The sequence below is a fragment of the Lysobacter sp. Soil_N_51 genome (genome assembly GCF_057655755.1).
The window spans coordinates 449151-469298 of the sequence record NZ_JBDGLR010000003.1 but is presented as its reverse complement, the minus strand read 5'-3'; the positions used below and the strand labels follow the sequence as shown (position 1 = coordinate 469298).

General features: G+C 66.3%; 18 protein-coding genes and 1 tRNA gene. 11 read left to right on the top strand and 8 right to left on the bottom strand.

Going from position 1 to position 20148, the window contains the following annotated elements; translation table 11 throughout:
* Positions 1 to 846: 846 nt before the first annotated feature.
* Entirely contained in the window at positions 847 to 2214 is a 1368-nt protein-coding gene (gene ffh / locus AC3A4T_RS07490) for a signal recognition particle protein (protein ID WP_056108644.1), read from the bottom strand.
* Between the two features lie 169 nt (positions 2215 to 2383).
* Between ffh and AC3A4T_RS07485 the strand changes: the two genes are divergently transcribed.
* The 6 genes from AC3A4T_RS07485 to AC3A4T_RS07460 all read left to right on the top strand — a co-directional run bounded on the left by AC3A4T_RS07485 (position 2384) and on the right by AC3A4T_RS07460 (position 9033).
* Positions 2384 to 3175, top strand: a complete 792-nt coding sequence (locus AC3A4T_RS07485) for a cytochrome C assembly family protein (protein WP_487674791.1) — start codon at positions 2384 to 2386, stop codon at positions 3173 to 3175.
* Positions 3176 to 3463: 288 nt separating this feature from the next.
* Complete coding sequence (locus AC3A4T_RS07480) at positions 3464 to 3922, top strand: MarR family winged helix-turn-helix transcriptional regulator (protein WP_036111610.1); 459 nt, start codon at positions 3464 to 3466, stop codon at positions 3920 to 3922.
* Between the two features lie 3 nt (positions 3923 to 3925).
* Entirely contained in the window at positions 3926 to 5437 is a 1512-nt protein-coding gene (locus tag AC3A4T_RS07475; protein WP_487674790.1) for an efflux transporter outer membrane subunit, read from the top strand.
* Positions 5434 to 6627 (top strand): EmrA/EmrK family multidrug efflux transporter periplasmic adaptor subunit, encoded by a 1194-nt coding sequence (locus AC3A4T_RS07470; RefSeq protein WP_487674789.1) that lies wholly within the window; start codon positions 5434 to 5436, stop codon positions 6625 to 6627. The genes AC3A4T_RS07475 and AC3A4T_RS07470 overlap by 4 nt, the downstream gene beginning before the upstream one ends.
* 338 nt (positions 6628 to 6965) lie before the next feature.
* Positions 6966 to 8540, top strand: a complete 1575-nt coding sequence (locus AC3A4T_RS07465; RefSeq protein WP_487674788.1) for a DHA2 family efflux MFS transporter permease subunit — start codon at positions 6966 to 6968, stop codon at positions 8538 to 8540.
* A 274-nt stretch (positions 8541 to 8814) separates the two neighbouring features.
* On the top strand, positions 8815 to 9033 hold the full coding sequence (locus AC3A4T_RS07460; protein ID WP_487674787.1) for a hypothetical protein: 219 nt from the start codon (positions 8815 to 8817) through the stop codon (positions 9031 to 9033).
* Positions 9034 to 9996: 963 nt separating this feature from the next.
* Here the strand turns inward: AC3A4T_RS07460 and AC3A4T_RS07455 are convergent.
* Entirely contained in the window at positions 9997 to 11721 is a 1725-nt protein-coding gene (locus tag AC3A4T_RS07455; RefSeq protein WP_487674786.1) for a hydrogenase maturation protein, read from the bottom strand.
* A 109-nt stretch (positions 11722 to 11830) separates the two neighbouring features.
* Here AC3A4T_RS07455 and AC3A4T_RS07450 point away from each other — a divergent pair, with 109 nt between their 5' ends.
* The 4 genes from AC3A4T_RS07450 to AC3A4T_RS07435 all read left to right on the top strand — a co-directional run bounded on the left by AC3A4T_RS07450 (position 11831) and on the right by AC3A4T_RS07435 (position 13549).
* Positions 11831 to 12283, top strand: coding sequence for a hypothetical protein (locus AC3A4T_RS07450; protein ID WP_487674785.1), 453 nt, complete (start codon positions 11831 to 11833; stop codon positions 12281 to 12283).
* Positions 12284 to 12341: 58 nt separating this feature from the next.
* The gene (locus AC3A4T_RS07445; RefSeq protein WP_487626414.1) at positions 12342 to 12551 is read left to right on the top strand and encodes a hypothetical protein; all 210 of its coding nucleotides are present in this window, start codon (positions 12342 to 12344) and stop codon (positions 12549 to 12551) included.
* 269 nt (positions 12552 to 12820) lie between these two features.
* On the top strand, positions 12821 to 13042 hold the full coding sequence (locus AC3A4T_RS07440) for a hypothetical protein (protein WP_057921274.1): 222 nt from the start codon (positions 12821 to 12823) through the stop codon (positions 13040 to 13042).
* A 78-nt stretch (positions 13043 to 13120) separates the two neighbouring features.
* Positions 13121 to 13549: a glutaredoxin family protein gene (locus AC3A4T_RS07435; RefSeq protein WP_051547825.1), complete on the top strand. Its 429-nt coding sequence runs from the start codon at positions 13121 to 13123 to the stop codon at positions 13547 to 13549.
* A 419-nt stretch (positions 13550 to 13968) separates the two neighbouring features.
* On the opposite strand, the gene AC3A4T_RS07430 is transcribed toward AC3A4T_RS07435, so the two are convergent.
* From AC3A4T_RS07430 to AC3A4T_RS07420, 3 genes are all read right to left on the bottom strand, one after another.
* Complete coding sequence (locus AC3A4T_RS07430) at positions 13969 to 14574, bottom strand: hypothetical protein (protein ID WP_487674784.1); 606 nt, start codon at positions 14572 to 14574, stop codon at positions 13969 to 13971.
* Between the two features lie 125 nt (positions 14575 to 14699).
* Positions 14700 to 16112, bottom strand: a complete 1413-nt coding sequence (gene radA / locus AC3A4T_RS07425; protein ID WP_487674869.1) for a DNA repair protein RadA — start codon at positions 16110 to 16112, stop codon at positions 14700 to 14702.
* A 620-nt stretch (positions 16113 to 16732) separates the two neighbouring features.
* Positions 16733 to 17020 carry a hypothetical protein gene (locus AC3A4T_RS07420; protein ID WP_148650303.1) on the bottom strand — a complete coding sequence of 96 codons (288 nt, stop codon included), beginning with the start codon at positions 17018 to 17020 and terminating at the stop codon, positions 16733 to 16735.
* A gap of 89 nt (positions 17021 to 17109) precedes the next feature.
* On the opposite strand from AC3A4T_RS07420, the gene AC3A4T_RS07415 reads away from it, so the two are divergent.
* On the top strand, positions 17110 to 18045 hold the full coding sequence (locus AC3A4T_RS07415; RefSeq protein WP_487674783.1) for a hypothetical protein: 936 nt from the start codon (positions 17110 to 17112) through the stop codon (positions 18043 to 18045).
* Positions 18046 to 18280: 235 nt separating this feature from the next.
* Here AC3A4T_RS07415 and AC3A4T_RS07410 read toward each other — a convergent pair.
* From AC3A4T_RS07410 to lspA, 3 genes are all read right to left on the bottom strand, one after another.
* A tRNA-Thr gene (locus AC3A4T_RS07410) sits at positions 18281 to 18356 on the bottom strand.
* A 136-nt stretch (positions 18357 to 18492) separates the two neighbouring features.
* Positions 18493 to 19443 (bottom strand): 4-hydroxy-3-methylbut-2-enyl diphosphate reductase, encoded by a 951-nt coding sequence (gene ispH / locus AC3A4T_RS07405; protein ID WP_036113812.1) that lies wholly within the window; start codon positions 19441 to 19443, stop codon positions 18493 to 18495.
* 124 nt (positions 19444 to 19567) lie between these two features.
* Entirely contained in the window at positions 19568 to 20077 is a 510-nt protein-coding gene (lspA, locus tag AC3A4T_RS07400) for a signal peptidase II (protein ID WP_487674782.1), read from the bottom strand.
* Between the last annotated feature and the right edge of the window lie 71 nt (positions 20078 to 20148).

Sequence of the window (20148 nt, the reverse complement as noted above, 5' to 3'; positions counted from 1 at the left end):
TCCGCCCCCCGGAACCGGTCTTCCCCGAACCTCGGTGTATCCGCGCGGTCCATGCGCGGTTTCGTGCTCACGTGGCTGGCACGGTCGTCGCGACCTTGCGGGCGGCGGCGCTCGGTTCTGAGCGCGCGGCCTGCACGAGCCCCCCCCGCGCTTGGATCAGCCCCCTTCCGTCTGTCTGTTCCGCGCCTCGCCGTTCCGTGAACACAGAATCGCCCGGCGCCGTCTCTCAGCCCGAGAACGCGCGACGCCGTTTGTCGGCGAGTGGCGGCGAGTTGGAAACGGGTGCGAGTGCGAGTGCGGGTGCGGGTGCGGGTGCGTGAAACTTAATGCGTTGAGGCCGGAGGATTTGCCAGACCAGAGGGGCTACGCAATTGTCGTGGTTGCGCGGTCGCGACTTACGTCGCTCCTACAGGGGGCGATTGCGAGAGCGCGGTGGATGGTGATGCCTCGTGACTGTGAGGAAAAAGGCTTTCGCCTTTGCTCGTCATCCCCGCGAAGGCGGGGATTCAGGGCTTCACCTCGGCGCTGCGTGAGGTCTGTGCGATCTGTTGGATACACACGATGTTCGAGTGTTCGACGATGCGAATTCGGTGCGTCGATGTAGATACACGGCGAGGCGTGCGCCGATTTGAAAATGCGCCGACGTGCCTGCCGGCTCCGCGCGCCGGGACGGGACGATTCGACAGATAAAGATGGCTGCGCAATCAGCGCGGTTGCGCGGTCGCGACTTGCGTCGCTCCTACAGGTAGTAAACCGGGCATCGCGAGGCGGGACGAATTCGCAGCTGCCACAACGAAAAACGGCGGCCAAGGGCCGCCGTTCGATGGTTTCGCCGCGACGCCTCGCTCAGCGGAACGGCATGCCGCCGCGTCCGCCCATCATGCCCTTCATGCCGCGCATCAGGCCCTTCATGCCGCCGCCGGAGAGCTTGCTCATCATCTTTTCCATCTGCTGATACTGCTTCATCAGCTTGTTGACGTCGGCCGGGGTCAGGCCCGAGCCCTTGGCGATGCGCGCGCGGCGCGAGCCGTTGAGCAGGGCCGGGTTGCGGCGCTCTTTCTTGGTCATCGAATTGATGATCGCGACCATGCGCGGCACTTCCTTGCCGGTGACCTGGTTCTTGACCGCGTCGGGGATCTGGCCCATGCCCGGCAGTTTGTCCATGAGGCCGTGCAGGCCGCCCATGTTCTGCATCTGCTCAAGCTGGTCCTTCATGTCGTTGAGGTCGAACTTCTTGCCCTTGGCGACCTTCTCGGCGAGCTTCTGCGCCTTGTCCTTGTCGACCTGCTGCTCGACCTGCTCGACCAGCGACAACACGTCGCCCATGTCGAGGATGCGGCTGGCGACGCGGTCGGGGTGGAACACGTCCAGGCCGTCGGGCTTTTCGCCGACGCCGATGAACTTGATCGGACGGCCGGTGACGTAGCGCACCGACAACGCGGCGCCGCCGCGCGCGTCGCCGTCGGTCTTGGTCAGCACCACGCCGGTCAGCGGCAACGCTTCGCTGAAGGCCTTGGCGGTGGTGGCCGCGTCCTGGCCGGTCATCGAGTCGACCACGAATAGAGTTTCGACCGGCGACACCGCGGCGTGCAGCGCCTTGATCTCGCTCATCATCGCGTCGTCGATGGCGAGGCGGCCGGCGGTATCGATCAGCAGCACGTCGACGTAGGACTTGCGCGCATCGGCGATCGCGGCGCGGGCGATGTCGACCGGCTTTTGCGAAGCGTCGGAGGCGAAGAACAGCACGTCGACCTGTTCGGCCAGTTGCTTGAGCTGTTCGATCGCGGCCGGACGGTAGACGTCGGCCGAGACCACCATCACCTTCTTCTTGCGCCGCTCCTTCAGATGCTTGGCGAGCTTGCCGACCGTGGTGGTCTTGCCGGCGCCTTGCAGGCCGGCCATCAGGATCACCGCCGGTGCCGGCACGTTGAGATTCAGGTCGGTGGCCTGCGAGCCCATGACCGTGGTCAGCTCGTCGCGCACGACCTTGATCAGGGCCTGGCCCGGGGTCAGCGACTTGAGCACTTCCTGGCCGACCGCGCGCACCTTGATGCGTTCGATCAGCGCCTGCACCACCGGCAGGGCGACGTCGGCCTCGAGCAGGGCGATGCGCACTTCGCGGAGCGACTCGCGGATGTTCTCTTCGGTCAGACGGCCGCGGCCGCGCAGGCGCTCGATGGTGCCGGACAGGCGTTGGGTCAGGGATTCGAACATGGCGTGGTCGGCAGGGCGAAACGACAGGGGCGGCAAGTATAGCGGCAGGGGCTGGGCGGCAGGAGTGAGTGGAGAGGAGTGAGAAACGAGTACGAGTCGGGACCGTCGCCGGCTTTTACTCGTTTCTCACTCCTCTCCACTCATTCCTCGCCTATGCCACACTTCGTCGATGACAATCGTTCTCATCGCCGTCGTTCTCTACCTGACCGCGACCGGTCTGCTGATCGCGGCGGTGCGCCGCGAGCGCGGACGCGAGGCGCGTTTGTGGCTGTTGCCGGCCAATCTGGCGGTGCTGCTGCACGGTGCGGCGCATTTCATCGCCTGGCGCATCGCCGGCGGCGCCGACCTGCATTTCTTCGCCGCGCTGTCCCTGGTCGGGCTGGGCATGGCGGTGCTGACCGCGATTTTCGGCGCGGCCGGGCGCATGGCCGCGCTCGGCGTGGTGGTGTTTCCGCTGGCCGCGCTGATGCTGGTGACGTACCAGTTGTACGGCCACGTCCAGCACCCGGAACCGCTGGACTGGCGCCTGCAGTTGCACGCCTGGTTCGCCCTGCTCGCCTACGCCACGCTGGCGGTGGCGGCGCTGTTCGCGCTGATGCTGTGGCTGCAGGAACGCGCGCTGCGGCGGCGCGAATTCCACGGCTGGCTGCGCGCGCTGCCGCCGCTGGTCGAGTTGGAAAGCCTGCTGTTCCGCACCATCGCGGTCGGTTTCATCCTGTTGACCGCGACCTTGCTGACCGGCGTGCTGTTCGTCGAAAACCTGCTGGCCCAGCACCTGGTCCACAAGACCGTGCTCAGCGTGCTGTCGTGGCTGGCCTTCGGCGGCCTGCTGCTGGGCCGCTGGCGCTACGGCTGGCGCGGCGTGGTCGCGGTGCGCTGGACCCTGACCGCGATGGCCTTGCTGATTCTGGCCTTTTTCGGCAGCAAGTTCGTGCTCGAAGTGGTCCTGCGACGGGTCTGAGCGGCGCTGCGAGCGCCGTCGCCCAGGACTCGTTCAGTAGTCGTCCCGGCACCAAACAGCCGACGTTTAATCCATCTTCATGCCCCGCACCGGCCACCTTTGGCCGCATGTGCCGGCGCATGCCGTGCCCGCCGCCCGCGCCTTGCAGTTCCGGCCTGATCACCGCAAACCCAGGCCAGGCAACGGTCTACACGCTTTCCACACATGGCTGGCGGCGGCCTGAATAGGTCGTTGCTAGAACAATATTTGCCTTGACAACTATTGTGCGGGCGAGCAACATGCCGCGCCATGACGACCTCGACCCCCAACCAGCCCTGCTCGACCTCCAACCTCGGCCTGCTGTTCCGCCAGGTGCGCGACGCGATGTGGGCGCAGATGGAACGCGAGCTGGCGCAGGCCGGCCACGACCTCACCTTCAGCCAGTTCATCACCCTCAAGGAACTGGCGATCGGTACCGCCGGGGTCACCGAACTGGCGCGCGCCGCACAGCTCAATCCCGGCGCCATGACCCGCCTGCTCGACAAGCTGGAAAGCCGCGGCTTCGTCGTGCGCGTGGCCGATCCGGACGATCGCCGCGCGCTCAACATCCACCTGACCGAAACCGGCACCGCGATCTGGGAAGACATCGACCAGTGCGGCAAGCGCGTACGCGAGCGCGCCATGGCCGGCCTGAGCGACAGCGATCGCGATCAGCTGTATCGCCTGCTCGAACAAGTTCGCGACAACCTCTCACTCTCCGGTTCCTGAGCCATGTCCTCTCTCGACCCTCGCCCGCGCCGCGGGCTGCGTTACGTGCTCACGCCGCTGGCCGCCGCGCTGATCCTGGCCGGTTGCGCCAGCACCCGCGGCCTGGAGCCGTCCGGCCACGCGCTCGACGCCGACCGCCTGCAAGCCACCCGCAGCCTCGCCCAGGTCTCGGCGGCCGAATTTCCCAAGCGCGACTGGTGGACTTCGCTAGGCGACGCGCAGCTCAATGCGCTGATCGACGAAGCCCTGACCGGCACGCCCAGCCTCGACGCCGCCGACGCGCGCGTGCGTCAGGCGGTCGCCCAGGCCGGGCTGGCCGATGCCGCGCGCAAGCCGACCGTCGGCGCCGCCGCCCAATACTCCGGGGCGGAATTGCCCGAGACCCTCGCCCCCGATCCGATCGGCGGCAAGTACCTCGGCGCGCACGTGCTGATGCTCGAATTCAAGTACAGCCCGGACCTGTGGGGCGGCAAGCGCGCGCGCTGGCAGGCCGCGCTCGGCCAGACCCGCGCGGCCGAAGTCGAAGCGCAGGCCGCGCGCCTGACCTTGTCGTCGAACATCGCCCGCGCCTACGTGTCGCTGGCGCAGTCGTTCGAAGCGCTGGACGTGGCGAGTTCGGAAAAGCAACGCTCCGATCGCTTGCTCGGCCTGGGCCAGCAGCGGGTCAAGGCCGGCCTCGACAACCAGTTGCAGATCCGCAACGCGCAGAGCGCCAGCGCCAGCGCCGATCAGCAGATCCAGGCCGCGCAGCAGCAGATCGACGCCACCCGCAACGCGCTCGCCGCGCTGCTGGGCAAGGGCCCCGATCGCGGCCTTGAAATCGCTCGCCCGACCCTGCTCGCGGCGAAGAACCCGGCGGTGCCGTCGGTGCTGCCGAGCGAATTGCTGGGCCATCGCCCCGACGTGGTCGCCGCGCGCTGGCGGGTCGAAGCCAGTTCGCACGGCATCAAGGCGGCCAAGGCCGACTTCTATCCGAGCGTGAATCTCAGCGCGATCGTCGGCCTGGCCACCGGTCACCTGTCGGACCTGTTCACCAGCGAAGCCAAACTGCTGCAAGGCGGCCCGGCCTTCAGCATGCCGATCTTCGACGGCGGCCGTCTGCGCAACAACCTGGCCGACACCGATGCCGAGTACGACCTCGCGGTCGCGAATTACAACCAGAGCCTGATCGGCGCGTTGCGCGAAGTCGCCGACGCGGTGCAGAGCTCGCGTTCGCTCGACGGCCAGATCGTCTCGGCGCAGCAGGCGCGCGATGCCGCGCAGCAGGCCTGGCAGATCGCCAGCAGCCGCTACCGCGCCGGTCTGGGCACGCAACTCGACGTGCTGACGGCGCAGCGTCCGCTGCTGCAACTCGACCAACAACTCGCCGGCCTGCGCGCGCAGCGCTACGCCGCGCAGATCGACCTGGACCGCGCGCTCGGCGGCGGACTCGAACTCAGTTCGCCCGACCCGGTCGCGTCCACCGTTGCCAACGAATCCTCTACCCAAGTTATCGCGAAGGCCCCGACGCCATGACCACCGAAGTCAATCCTCAAGCCGCGGTCGCGCCGGCCGCGCCGCCGAAGAACAACAACCGCCGCAAGGCGCTGACGATCCTGCTCGCGGTGATCGTCATCGCGGGCATCGCGTGGACGCTGTACTACATGCTCGTTCTGCGCTGGCATCAGGACACCGACGACGCCTACGTGCAGGGCAACGTGGTCAACATCACCCCGCAGGTGACCGGCACCGTGGTCAGCATCGGCGCCGACGACGGCATGAAGGTCAGCGCCGGCCAGGTGCTGGTGCAGCTCGATCCGAACGATGCGCAGGTCGCCTATGACCAGGCCACCGCGAATCTCGCCAACACCGTGCGCCAGGTGCGCGGTCTGTTCAGCGCGGTCGACGCCGGCCAGGCCGATCTGTCGGCGCGCGAAGTCGCGGTGCAGAAGGCCCGCGCCGACGTCAAGCGTCGCGAAGGCCTGGTCGCCAGTGGCGCGGTTTCGGCCGAAGAGCTGGCGCATGCGCGCGACGAACTGGCTTCGGCCGAAGCGGCGATGTCGTCCTCGCGCGGCTCGCTGGCGCGCAATCGCGCGCTGGTCGACGCAACCACCGTCGCCAAGCAGCCGCAGGTCGCCGCGGCCGCCGCGCAACTGCGTCAGGCGTATTTGAACCTGCAGCGCTCGGCCATCGTCGCGCCGGTCAGCGGTTATGTCGGCAAGCGCAACGTGCAGCTCGGCCAGCGCGTGCAGCCGGGCGCCGCGCTGATGACGATCATTCCGCTCGATCAGGTCTGGGTCGAAGCCAACTTCAAGGAAACCCAACTCGCCAAGATGCGCATCGGCCAGTCGGTGGACGTGCATTCGGATCTGTACGGCGGCGACGTGACCTATCAGGGCAAAGTCGTCAGCCTCGGCATGGGCACCGGCAGCGCGTTCTCGCTGTTGCCGGCGCAGAACGCCAGTGGCAACTGGATCAAGATCATCCAGCGCGTGCCGGTGCGGATCGAGATCGAACCCAAGCAACTGGTCGAACACCCGCTGCGCCTGGGCCTGAGCATGCACGTCGACGTAGGTATCCGCGAGCAGACCGGCGCGGTCCTGGCCGCGGCGCCGCCGGCCAAGCCGGTGCTGGTCACCGATGCCTACGCCAAGCAGTTGCACGAGGCCGACGCGATGATCGAGAAGATCGTGCGCGACAACCTGCCGAACATGCAGCACGGCTGATCGAACGGCGATCGGCTCGGTTTGACCGGGGATCGCCATCGCATCCGTAGCGACTGTTTCACCTGCTTCACCGTTCCAGCTTCAGCCGTTTCAGCCATTTCAGCGGCACCGCGCAGCAAAGACGAAGCACCTCCCCCACGTCGTTCTTCGTCTGTCGTTCGCGATGCATCGTGTCGAAGCGGCCGCGCCGTGCGCGCCGCCTCCCCTCCCCCCGCGATGCAGCGCGAACTCCGAAACCGTCATTGCGGCGCAAGCCGCAATGACGGGGACCGGAAGGCTTCACCTCCGCTCTTGGTTCCGCGCCCACGCGCGGCTCACCCGAACCGACAGGCCGATCGATGTCCGCCACCACCGCCAATGCCGCCGCCGCGCCCGCGCCGCAAGCCGGCTTCCGGCCACCCAATCTCGCATTGACCACGCTGGGCCTCGCGCTCGCCTCGTTCATGCAGGTGCTCGACACCACCATCGCCAACGTGTCCTTGCCGACCATCTCCGGCAACCTCGGCGGCAGCAGCAGCCAGGCGACCTGGGTGATCACCTCGTTCGCGGTCAGCAACGCCATCGCGCTGCCGCTGACCGGTTTCTTCACTCGCAAATTCGGCGAACGCCGCTTGTTCATGTGGGCGACGATGCTGTTCGTGATCGCGTCCTTCCTGTGCGGCCTGGCCAACTCCATGGGCCTGCTGGTGACCGCGCGCGCGTTGCAGGGCTTCGTCGCCGGACCTATGTACCCGGTCACCCAGGCGCTATTGATCTCGATCTACCCACCGCATAAACGCGGGCAAGCCATCGCCCTGCTGGCAATGGTGACCGTCGTCGCGCCCATCGCCGGCCCGATCCTCGGCGGCTGGATCACCGACAACTACAGCTGGGAATGGATTTTCTTCATCAACATCCCCATCGGCATCTTCGCCTGCCTGGTGGTCGGCAATCAGCTGCGCGGCCGGCCGGAACGGCTGGAAAACCCGAAGATGGATTACATGGGCCTGGCGATGCTGGTGCTCGGCGTGGCCGCGCTGCAGATCATGCTCGACCTGGGCAACGACGAAGACTGGTTCAACTCGACCAAGATCGTGGTGCTGACCCTCGTCGCGGTGGTCGCGCTGACCGTGTTCGTGATCTGGGAACTGACCGAACGCGATCCGATCGTCAACCTGCGCCTGTTCCGCCATCGCAACTTCGCCGCCGGCACCGCGGCGATGGTGCTTGCGTACGCGGCGTTCTTCTCGATCAGCCTGCTGGTGCCGCTGTGGCTGCAACGCAATCTGGGCTACACCTCGATCTGGGCGGGCCTGGCAACCGCGCCGATCGGCATATTGCCGGTATTGCTGACACCGTTCGTGGGTCTGTACGCGGCCCGCTTCGATCTGCGTCTGGTCGCCAGCGCCGCCTTCATCGTGATGGCCTTCACCAGTTTCATACGATCAGGCTTCAACCTGGATGTCGACTTCAACCACGTCGCCATGGTGCAGTTGTGGCAAGGCCTGGGCGTGGCGCTGTTCTTCATGCCGGTATTGACGATCCTGCTGTCCGATCTTGAGCCACATGAGATCGCCGCGGGCTCGGGACTTGCGACCTTCGTGCGAACCCTCGGCGGCAGCTTCGCCGCCTCGCTGACCACCTGGGCCTGGAGCCAGCGCAGCACCATCCACCACGCACAATTGACCGAACACATCGCCGCCAACGATCCGGCGATCCAGCAGACCGTCAACACGCTCGGCAACGGCGACGCCACCCGTGGCGCGCTGGCCTTGAACCAGATGATTTCGCAACAGGCCGCGCAGCTCGGCTTCAACGAAATGCTGCATCTGATCGGCATCGTGTTCCTGCTGGTGACCGTGTTCGTGTGGTTCGCCAAACCCCCGTTCAGCGCCAAGGCGGGCGGCGGCGCGGCGGCGGCGGGCGGGCACTGATCCAGGCGCCGGGTCCGATTCCGATTCGGTTGGGGCGTGATCGGATGCGGGTTCGTCGCATCTGATCGAACAGTCTCGGGCCTGGAAGGCCTCACAAGGCGCTTGGCTTCGGCGAGGCGGCTGTGGGACCTCCAGGCCCGACGTCTTTCGCTCACACGCCCGCTCATCCGAGCGTGCGCTTCGTCGTCACACTCCCCACGCCGGCGCATTGACCGCGGCACGCGATGCTTCGCATGATGCACGCGCCCCGCTCCGGGGCGAAGAGGACGACATCATGAGCAGGAAATCAAGGAAGCTCGGCATTGGCGCGCTGGTCGCGATGTGCTTCGGTTTTGCGTTGTCGCTGAGCGCGACGGCCGGCGGATCGTGCGACCAGTGCTGGCGCACCTGCGAGATCGAGTACGCCGAGTGCATGCAGGTGGTCGGCAACGACTTTACCTGCGGCACGACCTATCGGTCCTGCGGTATCTCCTGTGGTTGCGAAATTCCCTGATCGCGACGGGATGATCCAGGGCGTGGCCAGTGCTTGGCGCTGGCTTCGCTTTGGCGGCTTCGGCTTGGCCCGATTCCCGACGTCATCGGCCAGGGCCGCGTGGCGCCATGGCCTGCCTGTAGGAGCGGCGTAAGCCGCGACCGCGCCATTACGGGTTCGACGAACCCTGCGGCGTAGCCGTGGTGTCGCGGTCGCGGCTCACGCCGCTCCTACAGGTAGGCCATGGCGCTTTTGCTTGCGCCCCAATTCGCGCAGCCCATCCAGCGCTGCGAAGCTCCTGACTCGCGTTAGCAAAAGCACACCCAAAGGGCGGCGCACATGGATGTGCGCCGTGCGCCACCGAGACAGGATGTCTCGTGTGGCGCATGCCCGCGGAAGCTCCGCACTTGCGGGCACTTGATCCACAACAAAGCATTTTTCTTTGGTTACCTTTTGACCGAAGGGAATCCAGACGGACTTTTGTCGCTTTAGACAAAAGAAAGTGACCCGCCGCTTTAGTGGCGGAAGCTTTTGATCTAGCTTCAGCTTTAAAAGCTTTAAAGCTTCAATCTTTGAAGCTGTAGAGCCTTTGAGGCAAAGGCAAAAGCTTTCGTCCGCAAGCGGCCGAGTTACTTTCTTTTGTCTAAAGCAACAAAAGAAAGGTAACCAAAGAAAAATGCTTTTTTTGAATCAAGGGCCCGCACGATCGGTGCAGACGCAGGCATGCGCCACACGGGACATCCATGTCCCGGTGGCGCACGGCGTGCATCCTGCACGCCGCCCTTCGGGTGTCCGTTTGCTAACGCCAGTCAGAGGCTTCGCAGCGCTGGATGGACTGCGCGAATTGGGGCGCGAGCAGAAGCGTGTAAAGCCGAGCCGTAGCCACAGCCACAGCCACAGCCACAGCCACAGCCACAGCCACAGCCACAGCAAAGCATCGACTGCATCGAGATCTAAATCGATTCCAGAATCGATCGATTCACCTCATGCGGTAGCCCGATCCCGATCGACCACCGCCTCGACCGACGCGGCCTCGCAACTCGGCGCCACGCAACACTTGTGCACGAACCGATGCCGCGCCTCGTGATAACTGCGATCGGTCCCGAAGAAGTTGCGGTACATATGCGCCAACTCTTCCGCGCCATAACTTTCCAACGGCTTGCGGCGCTCGTCGATCGCGCGACGCCGACGCTTGCTCGCCAGCGCCTTGCGCACGCTGGCCGGGTCGGCCGCGCGCTCGGCGCGCTGTTCGACGTGGGCGACGAAATCCGCGCCGCTGGCGCCAAACGCGGCGTCGATCAGGCCGATGCGCTCGGCGCCGGCGGTGCCGATCGGGCGCAGGCCTTCGGTCAGTTCCTGCGCCAATGTCTCGCCGACCCGGCGCGGCAACAGATAGGTCCAGTACTCGGAACCGTACAAGCCGCCCATGCCCTTGTAGTGCGGGTTCATGACCGCGCCGCGTCGCGCCCACACCTGGTCGGCGGCCAACGCGAGGATCACCCCGCCCGCGCCCGAGTTGCCCTGCATCGCCGAAATCACCAGGTGCGAATCGGTCAGCACGATCTCGCGCACCAAGGCATTCATCGCCAGGATGTTGCGCCACGATTCCAGCGCCGGATCGGCCGCGGCCTGGATGGTATTGAGGTGGATGCCGTTGGACCAGATGTCGCTGCCGCCCATCAACACGATGGTCCGGGTCGGCCGACGACGCGCCTGCAAAAACGCGGTGCGCAGGCGGTCGCATTGCGCGGTCGACATCGCGCCGTTGTAGAAATCGAAATGCAGATAACCCACCGCGCCGATTTCGCGGTAACGGATCTGGCGATAGCCATGGTCGCGCCGACCCGCCACCGAAGTCGCCGGTTTCGACGCCCGCGCCACGATGCCGTGCAGGCGCTTTTCGCCCAGCACCCGCGTCGCCGGCAGCTTGATGCCGTCTTTCTCGCGCAGATGGCTGAGCCATAGCGCGCCGTCGCCGGTCGCGACGCAGACCGCGCCGTCGCGTTGTCCCAGCAATTCGCCGGGGCGGCCGCGCAGCGAGGGTTCGACGTGCGCGCCGAACACATGGCAGCGCAGGCCGGCAATTTCGCCGCGCGCGCCGGGCGAACTGTCGCCGCTGCGGATACGCGCAAGCAAGGTCGCGTCGTCCATCGCCCAGTCCAGGCTGCGATCGGCCGGGCGCATGCTCGCGCGCAGTCGGCCGCGCACGTCGGCGTGCGCGTAGTCCAACGGTTGCGGTCGATAGTCGCCGGATTCGAAACGCTCCACCGCCTGCAACAACGCGCGCACCGCCGCGTCGGTGACTTCATGCCGGTACAACTGGCTCTTGGACGCGCCGCGCATGGCGAAGCCGGCGCTGGCCCAGATGTCGCCGGCGTCCATTTCCGCCGCCGCCTGCAGCACGGTCACGCCCCAATCGGGTTCGCCTTCGAGGATCGCCCAGTCCAATGACGATGGGCCGCGATCGCCGACGATGCCCGGATGCACGATCAGGCAGGTATGCCGGGTCCAGATGTCGTCGGGGATCGCCGACTTCAGCATCGGCGCGACGATCAGTTGCGGCCGTTCGCGCGCGACCGCGGCGCGCATGGTGTCCGCATCGGAAGCGACCTGCACCGCGATCTGGTGGCCCAGTTCGCTCAGCTCGGCCCAGGCGCGCTGCGCCAGTCCGTTGTAGGCGGTGCACAGGAACAGGATACGCAGCGCCATCGCACGCTCCTTGTCACGAGGGTTGTTACGGCCAAGGTCTCGAATGTGTGCCAAGGCGTGTTCATAAACCTGAGCGGAGATCACAAATTCCTGCTGCACCGCAGCGGAATTGCGTTTTTTCGACGGCTATCGCCGTTCCGTCAACGCGACCGCGTCGAGGGCAATTTCCGTGGCCGCTGGCTGCGCTCTACTGCGTTGGATCGAGCCGTCGGCCCAAGCCGGGCATGCTCGCGGCACGATGCATCCGCCCCTCGCGACGCCCCTGGACGCAGGCCTCGCGCATCGCATCGGCGTCCATCGCCACGCGCTCACGACGAGCGTGGGTTTCGCCAGACCAAGGAGACGTCTGATGTCGATCAGCAAGAGCAACCGTGTGATGGCCGCCTGTGCGTTCTGTTTCGGCCTCGCCTTTTCGATGAGCGCGTTCGCCGCCACTTGCGAAGAGTGCTGGCAAGGCTGCTTCGCCCAACGCCAGATCTGCCGCGCGGCCGGAAACCCGCCGTCGGTGTGCACGGCCAACTACAACGCCTGCGGGCGTCGCTGCGGCTGCCAGATTCCCTGACAGCGCGCTTACATCACCACCACCGATCGTCACCGATCCACCAAAGGAGAGCATCACCATGTTGCATAAACGCAATCGTATTTCCGCCGTCGTCGCCTTCTGCTTCGGCGTGGCCTTCTCGATGAGCGCATTCGCCGCCAGCTGCGCGGACTGCTGGGACGGCTGTTTCGCCGAACGCCGCGCCTGCCGTGCCTCCGGGCAACCGGCGAGCGTGTGCTCGGCCAACTTCAATGCCTGCGGCAACGTGTGCGGCTGTCCGATTCCCTGATCCGATCGATCACATCCGGAGGAGCGCAGGCTCCTCCGGACTCGCGCAACCACGCGCAGATTCGTGCCGCAGTGCAGCGAACCGGCGCCGCGCGCGCATCGCCGCGCCGCCGACGACACCCGGGCGTATCCGCAAGCGCCGTCGCATCGACCCGCGGCACCGGATTCCGTAACGCCGGTCACATCCGCCATGACTTCACAGCAGTGGCCCGGCACCGCGCCGGTGATATAACCCTAGCGGCCCAGTGACGGGCACAAGGAGGAACAGTGATGTTGAGACTTACCACGCGCCGGCTGTCGATCGGCGCCGCGTTCTGCTTCGGCCTGGCGATGTCGCTCAGCGCCTTCTCCAGCGGCGGCACGCCCGAAGAATGCGCCCGCTGCTGGGACGATTGCATCGCGATCTTCGAACAATGCCGCGCCGAAGGCGGCGGAACCGAGTGCTTCCGCGAGCGTCTGGCCTGCGTCAACCGCTGCGGCTGCCGGGGCTGAGCCCGATTCCATCGTCGCGGGCGCTTGCCACGAGCCGGCGCCGACGATTCATAGCGCATCACTCAAAGAGGACAAGGAATGAATTTCAAGTCGATCCTGACCACCATCCTGGTCGTGGCCCTGGCCCTGGGCCTGGGCGTAGGCGCGGGCTATCTGGTCCGCAACAGCGGACTGATCGGTGGCGGCGGTGGCGGCGCGCAAGTGACCCAAGGCGACTATTCGGCGGTCTACGCCAATGCCAAGGCCAGCGGCGGCGAAGTGGTGATGTACAGCCTGTCGACCTGCCCGTTCTGCGTTAAGGCCAAGGCGCTGCTGGAAAAGCAGAACGTGCGCTTCGTCGAACGCGTGATCGACAAGGACCAGGCCGCGCGCAAGGAAGCCGACGGCTTGAAGATCAACAGCGTCCCGGTGATCTACATCGGCGACAAGAGCATGCAGGGCTTTGATGAAGCCAAGCTGGTCGAATTGCTCAATGCGCATGCCAAGGCGGGCAAGCCGGCGGCGTAACGCGGGTTTTCCGGGGCCTAACGGATTTTCCCGTCTTATCGGATCTGCATCGTTTCTAGCGGCTTTTACGATCCGGTCTTGTTGCATCCAGCAAGACCGGATTGGGTCGAGCCAACTCCACGACCGGCGCTGCGTTCCAATGCGGCGCCGGTCGTTCGTTGAATGTCGACCGCTAATAGGCTCGCGAACCTGAGTCGAATCGCGATTGTGGATACAACCTGATCGAACGCCACGAAGTCTTTTGTGGCAGAGGTTTCAGCCCCGACGCTTTTCGATCAGCCAGATGGATCGTTCGGCGGCGCCTGAGCGAAAAACCTCGGGGCTGAAGCCGCCCAACAAAAGACTTCCTGCAGCGCAGTCAAAGTCGCCACGCAAGTCGGTGTCGACTTGCGATCGGCGAACCTGGCTACGACACCGATTCACCCCGCCCACACCCGCAGCGCCAGCGCGAACACCGCGCCCAGCACCGTGCCGCCGATCACCTCGGCCGGCGTATGCCGCGCCATGCGCAAGCGCGCCCAGGCCAGCAGCGGCAAGGCACAGATGGCCGCGACCCCGGCCACCCGCCATAACGCCAGCAACGACACCGCCGCGAACGCCAGACTGGCCATGTGCAGCGACAGCTTGATCCAGCGATTGAACACCGCCGCCGCCACCAGCATCGCCGCGACCGCGACGATGCCCTGCGCCAGCGGCGCCGCCTGCCCGCGCATCCACCACCAACAGATCGCAAGAATCGCCAACAGCACCGCATACAACAGCGGCCGCTCGCTGGCCTTGGACGCATCCACCGTCGACCAATGCCCGGCCCGGCGCCGTTGCAGCACGAATGCCCAGCACGCCAGCACCGCCGCCGACACGCCGATCAGCGCATGCCCCAGCGCCTGCGGCGCGAGCACCCGCACGCTGACCAGGGTCAGCGCGATAAAGACCGCGAACGGATGCAGCGCGATCGAGACCCAGCGCGCGAACGCGCGGCCCGGCGTCGGTGCCGCGTCCGTTTCGCGCGACGAACGATGCGCCATTCGCGCTTACCGCCTAGTACCGGTCGAGGATCGTTGCAGCAGCGTCGTCATTTCGCCTGCGCGCGCACAAGCGGCCGCGGCGTGGCGCCGATCCGGCCGTCCTGCGTGCCGCGCGCCCAGACCCGTCACGCCGCTTCCAGCGCTTCCGACAAACGCTCGACCGCGATCACTTCCATCTCGCCGATCTTGCCGCCACGCGGCGCGTTGCCCTTGGGCACGATGGCGCGCTTGAACCCATGGGTAGCCGCTTCCTTCAAGCGGTCCTCGCCGTTGGGCACCGGGCGGATCTCGCCCGACAAACCGACCTCGCCGAACGCCACGGTCTGCTCGGCCAACGGCTGATCGCGCAGCGACGACAGCACCGCCAGCAGCAGCGGCAGGTCGACCGCGGTTTCCTGCACGCGGATGCCGCCGACCACGTTGACGAACACGTCCTGGTCGCCGACCGAGATACCGCCATGCCGATGCAGCACCGCCAGCAGCATCGCCAGACGGTTCTGTTCCATGCCGACCGCGACCCGGCGCGGGTTCGACAGCGGCGAGGAATCGACCAGCGCCTGCACTTCGACCAACAGCGGCCGGGTGCCTTCGCGGGTCACCATCACGCAACTGCCCGGCTGCGGGCTGCGACTGCCGGACAGGAAGATCGCCGACGGGTTGGGCACTTCGCGCAGGCCCTTGTCGCTCATCGCGAACACGCCGAGCTCGTTGACCGCGCCGAAGCGGTTCTTGAACGCGCGCAGCACGCGGAAGCGGCTGCCGCTCTCGCCTTCGAAATACAGCACCGCATCGACCATGTGCTCGAGCACGCGCGGGCCGGCGATGCCGCCTTCCTTGGTCACGTGGCCGACCAGGAACACGGCGGTGCCGGTCTCCTTGGCGTAGCGCACCAGCCGCGCCGCGCTTTCGCGCACCTGGCTGACCGAGCCCGGCGCGGCGGCGAGTTGTTCGGTCCACAAGGTCTGCACCGAGTCGGCGACGATCAGCGCCGGCTTCATCCGCGAGGCGTGTTCGAGAATGCGTTCGACCCCGGTCTCGGCCAGCGCATGCACGCCGTCCAACGGCAGGCCCAGGCGCGAGGCGCGGCCGGCGACCTGCGACAGCGATTCCTCGCCGGTCACGTACAGGCCGGGCAAGGTCTGGGCCATGCGGGTGATCGCCTGCAACAGTAAGGTGGACTTGCCGATGCCCGGGTCGCCGCCGACCAGCACCACCGCGCCATGCACGAGGCCGCCGCCGAGCACCCGGTCGAACTCGCCGATGCCGGTGCTGACCCGCGACTCCTCGCTGTGGCTGACGTCCTTGAGCGCGGTCACCGCCGGCGCGTCGGCGCGCCCGGCCCAACTGCTGCGACGGCTGGCCGCGACCCCGCCGGCCCCGGCCTTGACCGCCGGCTCGACCACGAACTCGCTGAGCGTGTTCCAGGCCCCGCACTCGCCGCACTGCCCTTGCCACTTGTTGTAATCGGCGCCGCATTCGGAGCACACGTACGCGGTGCGGGCCTTGGACGCGGCGGACTTGCCGGAGGATTTGGACAGATTGGACACGGATGCGGGCACTGCGAACGAAGCGGAACCGCACTGTAGCGGCTGCCGGTCGCATCGTGCGAGACGCCGGCGCCGATCGCGGCAAAGTCCGACCACGAGTCGCGGTTATCCCTCTCCGGCCCCTGCTCGGGCGGCGCCACGGGTTTGCTGTGGTCGTGAGCCGCGGACGCGAAACAGGTTTGCGTCGCGCGCGTGAGGTCGCGGTCGCGGCTCGCGCCGCTCCTACAGGGGCATACCGGGCAACCGCTGCATCGTGCGAATGCCGGCACGCGATCGCGGCAAGGCCCGCCACCAGCCGCGGTCGCCGTCTCGTGCGCTACCTGTAGGAGCGGCGCGAGCCGCGACCGCGAAACAGGCTTGCGTCGCATGCAAAAGGTCGCGGTCGCGGCTCACGCCGCTCCTACAAGGGCTTCGATCAAATCGTGAACCGCTCTGGGCAAGCACGAGCCCACGCTGCCTCAGCTTTCGCTCAAACAATCGGATAAGCCGCGATCGCGAAACACGCCTGCCGTGCAGGCCGAGTCCGCCATCGCGGCTTATGACCAAAAACGATTCCCGACTAAGGCCACACCCGCTACCCAGGCGAGGTCAGTGTCCCTGAACGCAACCGCTCAGGCCGCAATCGGCCGATGCTGCTCGGGATAGATCGCATACAGCGTCTGCTGCGGCTGCGCCAACAGCCCGCCGACATCGTCGCTGGCCACGATGCTGTAGCCGCGCGCGTCGATGTCCTTGGCGATCGCGTGCCAATCCAGCTTCGGCATCGCCATCGCGGTGTCGATGGTCCAGCCGAAGCGCAGCGCGCCGAGCGCCTTCATTTCGTCCAGCGGCAGCCAGCTGTCCGCAGGCGCCACCACATACCCTTCCTCGTTCCCTACCACGAATACGTCTACGCGCATTTTCGTCAGTGCCTTCGCTGTTGATCCGCAAGCCGGCGCATGGTGGCGACCGGCTCGATAAAAAATAGTGAAAAAGGGATGGCGGATTGGTGAAGACGCCGCCGACGCGCAGTGTGGGTTCACCTTCTATGCACGCAGATGACAAGCGCCGCGATAAGCACAGTCTGCATGGCGACGGTCGCAGGGCCTGCGACCGTGAGGCTGGTTTCACGCGGCATCAGCGCATGAAGTCTGGATTGCGCCCGCACCTTTCGCTGCGACGCAACATGACTCGTGCGCGGCCGGATCATCGAATCATCGTCAAACTGGCCGCGCGGGATATTCGCGCGGCCATAAGTCCCTCATCGCCGCATTCGACGGACCGCGTCCAGATCAGCGGCCACGACCGAGCTTCAGCGGCTCGAATACCGTGGCGCCTTCGCCGCATCCGGACACAGGCATGCATCGGCGTGGCGCCGGAGTTACATTGCAGGCCAAGCGGTGCGCATGCACCTATCGAATCGGGAACGATGTTTATGGAAGAACGTTATTTGGACGCCACCACCGCGGATCATGCGCATCGCGCCGCTCGCATCGACACGCGAGCCATCGGCGCGCGCGTCACGCTGATCGCGATGTTCCTGGCGACAAGCGCCGCGCAAGCCAGCGGCCACCTGCCCGGCATGCCGGTACCGCCGCGCGACTTCGCCGACTACGCCGCCTGCAAGGCGCACCTGCAGGAAGTGCATCGCGGCGATCTGGCCACCGCGACCGACAAACCCGAGGAAATCCGCCCGGGCGTCACCCGGCAGATGCTGGTGGAGACCGACGGCGTGGTCGAAACCAGCCCCAAGCAAGCGACCTATTCCTCGCGCGTCGGCGCGCAGATCCGCAGCCGCGACGAAGAACGCGGCTACATCCAGACCAATTACTCGTACAACGAGAAACGGTACGCGTGCAAAGGGCGGACGCTGACGGGTACGGATGGCGGCGGTGGGTATTACTCGCCGGGGTACGAGAAGATCGAGACCAAGACGTCGCCTTGAGTCTGGTGAGATCGGCGAATGATCGCTGCACGGCCATCGCGGCGCGTCATGGAGCATCGCTGACGTCGATGGGCGCGGTGTTGACTTGCTTGCCGTGCGAGTCCGGCGCCGCGGGGTGAGTGGAGTTGGTCGGTCGGCAAACAAAAAGGCCTCGCGGATGCGAGGCCTTTGTTTTCCGGGAAGCTTGCCGGCCGTTGGATCGTTGGCCGGGCGGTTATTTCTTCTCGGAGTTACGTGGTGCCGGAAATAGGAATCGAACCTACGACCTACGCATTACGAATGCGCCGCTCTACCAACTGAGCTATTCCGGCAAGGACGGCAATTCTAGGCGGGACGGGGCCGGGCGGTCAATTCGATCCGGTCCGCGGCCAGCCCGGGCGACCGGTTCGCAGCTGACCTGTTCTCATTCGACCTGTTCTCAGCCGCCTGCTCTTAACCGACCCGCTTTCAACCGACGAGCTGCAGGCGCAGTTCCTTCGGCAGCGCGAACACCATGTCCTCGCGTTCGCCTTCGAGCTCGCGCACGCCCTGGGCGCCCAGTTCGTGCAGGCGGTCGATCACCCCGCGCACCAGCACCTCGGGCGCGGAGGCGCCGGCGGTGACGCCGATGCGCTTGCGGCCGCGCACCCATTCGGGGTCGATTTCGACCGCGCCGTCGATCAGGTGGGCTTCCACGCCCTCGCGCTCGGACAGCTCGCGCAGGCGGTTGGAGTTGGAGCTGTTGATCGATCCCACCACCAGCACCAGGTCGCACTGCGCAGCCAGTTCGCGTACGGCGTCCTGCCGGTTCTGGGTGGCGTAGCAGATGTCGTCGTGACGCGGGCCCTGGATCGCCGGGAACTTGGCGCGCATGGCCTCGATCACGCTGCGGGTGTCGTCGACCGACAGGGTCGTCTGGGTGGTGTAGGCCAGGTTTTCGGGTTGATCGACCTGCAGGGCGGCGACGTCGGCCGCGTCCTCGACCAGGTAAATGCGCCCGGTGCCGGCTTCGCGCCGCCACTGGCCCATGGTGCCTTCGACTTCGGGGTGGCCTTCGTGACCGATCAGGATCACGTCGCGACCGGCGCGGCAGTGACGCGAGACTTCCAGGTGCACCTTGGTGACCAGCGGACAGGTCGCGTCGAACACCTTGAGCGCGCGCCGTTCGGCCTCCTGGCGCACCGCCTTGGACACGCCGTGGGCACTGAAGATCACGGTGGCGCCGTCGGGGACTTCGTCGAGTTCCTCGACGAAGATCGCGCCGCGACGCTTGAGGTCGTCGACGACGAAGCGGTTGTGCACGACTTCGTGGCGCACGTAGATCGGCGCGCCGAGGGTTTCGATGGCGCGCTTGACGATTTCGATCGCGCGATCGACGCCGGCGCAGAAGCCGCGGGGGTTGGCGAGCAGGACGTCCATGGGGGGATTGTACTCTTGTGCTGGACGGCTGGCTGTTGGGGGGGAGAAACGAGTTCAGAGGAGTGAGGAGTGAGTAAAAGCCGCCTCTACTCACTCCTCACTCCTCTGAACTCGTTCCTGCTCCTCAAGCCCGTTCGGCCGGCTTGCCGCTGAACAGCCCGTACACCGCGATCCCGATCGCCCCGGCCACGATCGCCGAGTCGGCGATGTTGAACGAGGGCCAGTGGTAGTCGCGCCAGTACCACTGGATGAAGTCGACCACGTGGCCGTGGACCATGCGGTCGATGACGTTGCCGATCGCCCCGCCGATCACCAGCGCGTACGGCAGCGCGGTCTTCCAGTCGCTGCGCTCGGTGCGCGCGAGCCAAGTGGCGAGCAGGCCGCTGATCCCGACCGCGAGCACCAGGAAGAAATACTTCTGCCAGCCGCCGGCGTCGCTGAGGAAGCTGAAGGCCGCGCCGGTGTTATAGCTGCGGTACCAGTTCCACACGCCGTCGATGACCGGCACCGCGGTGTACTCGGGCAGCGAGGCCAGCACCCAGGCCTTGCTGAGCTGGTCCAGCGCGATCACCACGATCGAGACGATCAGCCAGGGCAGCGCGTTGCGGCCGGGTTTGCTTGCGATATCGGTCATCGTGGCTCGGATCTGTGCTTGCGAAAGGGATGGCGCGAGGAACAAGTTCGATGCGCGCGGCGCGATGCCGC

Coding starts and splice junctions, on each gene's coding strand:
- ffh (WP_056108644.1), bottom strand. CDS start 2,214: ATGTTCGAATCCCTGACCCAACGCCTGTCCGGCACCATCGAGCGCCTG.
- AC3A4T_RS07485 (WP_487674791.1), top strand. CDS start 2,384: ATGACAATCGTTCTCATCGCCGTCGTTCTCTACCTGACCGCGACCGGT.
- AC3A4T_RS07480 (WP_036111610.1), top strand. CDS start 3,464: ATGACGACCTCGACCCCCAACCAGCCCTGCTCGACCTCCAACCTCGGC.
- AC3A4T_RS07475 (WP_487674790.1), top strand. CDS start 3,926: ATGTCCTCTCTCGACCCTCGCCCGCGCCGCGGGCTGCGTTACGTGCTC.
- AC3A4T_RS07470 (WP_487674789.1), top strand. CDS start 5,434: ATGACCACCGAAGTCAATCCTCAAGCCGCGGTCGCGCCGGCCGCGCCG.
- AC3A4T_RS07465 (WP_487674788.1), top strand. CDS start 6,966: ATGTCCGCCACCACCGCCAATGCCGCCGCCGCGCCCGCGCCGCAAGCC.
- AC3A4T_RS07460 (WP_487674787.1), top strand. CDS start 8,815: ATGAGCAGGAAATCAAGGAAGCTCGGCATTGGCGCGCTGGTCGCGATG.
- AC3A4T_RS07455 (WP_487674786.1), bottom strand. CDS start 11,721: ATGGCGCTGCGTATCCTGTTCCTGTGCACCGCCTACAACGGACTGGCG.
- AC3A4T_RS07445 (WP_487626414.1), top strand. CDS start 12,342: ATGTTGCATAAACGCAATCGTATTTCCGCCGTCGTCGCCTTCTGCTTC.
- AC3A4T_RS07440 (WP_057921274.1), top strand. CDS start 12,821: ATGTTGAGACTTACCACGCGCCGGCTGTCGATCGGCGCCGCGTTCTGC.
- AC3A4T_RS07435 (WP_051547825.1), top strand. CDS start 13,121: ATGAATTTCAAGTCGATCCTGACCACCATCCTGGTCGTGGCCCTGGCC.
- AC3A4T_RS07430 (WP_487674784.1), bottom strand. CDS start 14,574: ATGGCGCATCGTTCGTCGCGCGAAACGGACGCGGCACCGACGCCGGGC.
- AC3A4T_RS07420 (WP_148650303.1), bottom strand. CDS start 17,020: ATGCGCGTAGACGTATTCGTGGTAGGGAACGAGGAAGGGTATGTGGTG.
- ispH (WP_036113812.1), bottom strand. CDS start 19,443: ATGGACGTCCTGCTCGCCAACCCCCGCGGCTTCTGCGCCGGCGTCGAT.
- lspA (WP_487674782.1), bottom strand. CDS start 20,077: ATGACCGATATCGCAAGCAAACCCGGCCGCAACGCGCTGCCCTGGCTG.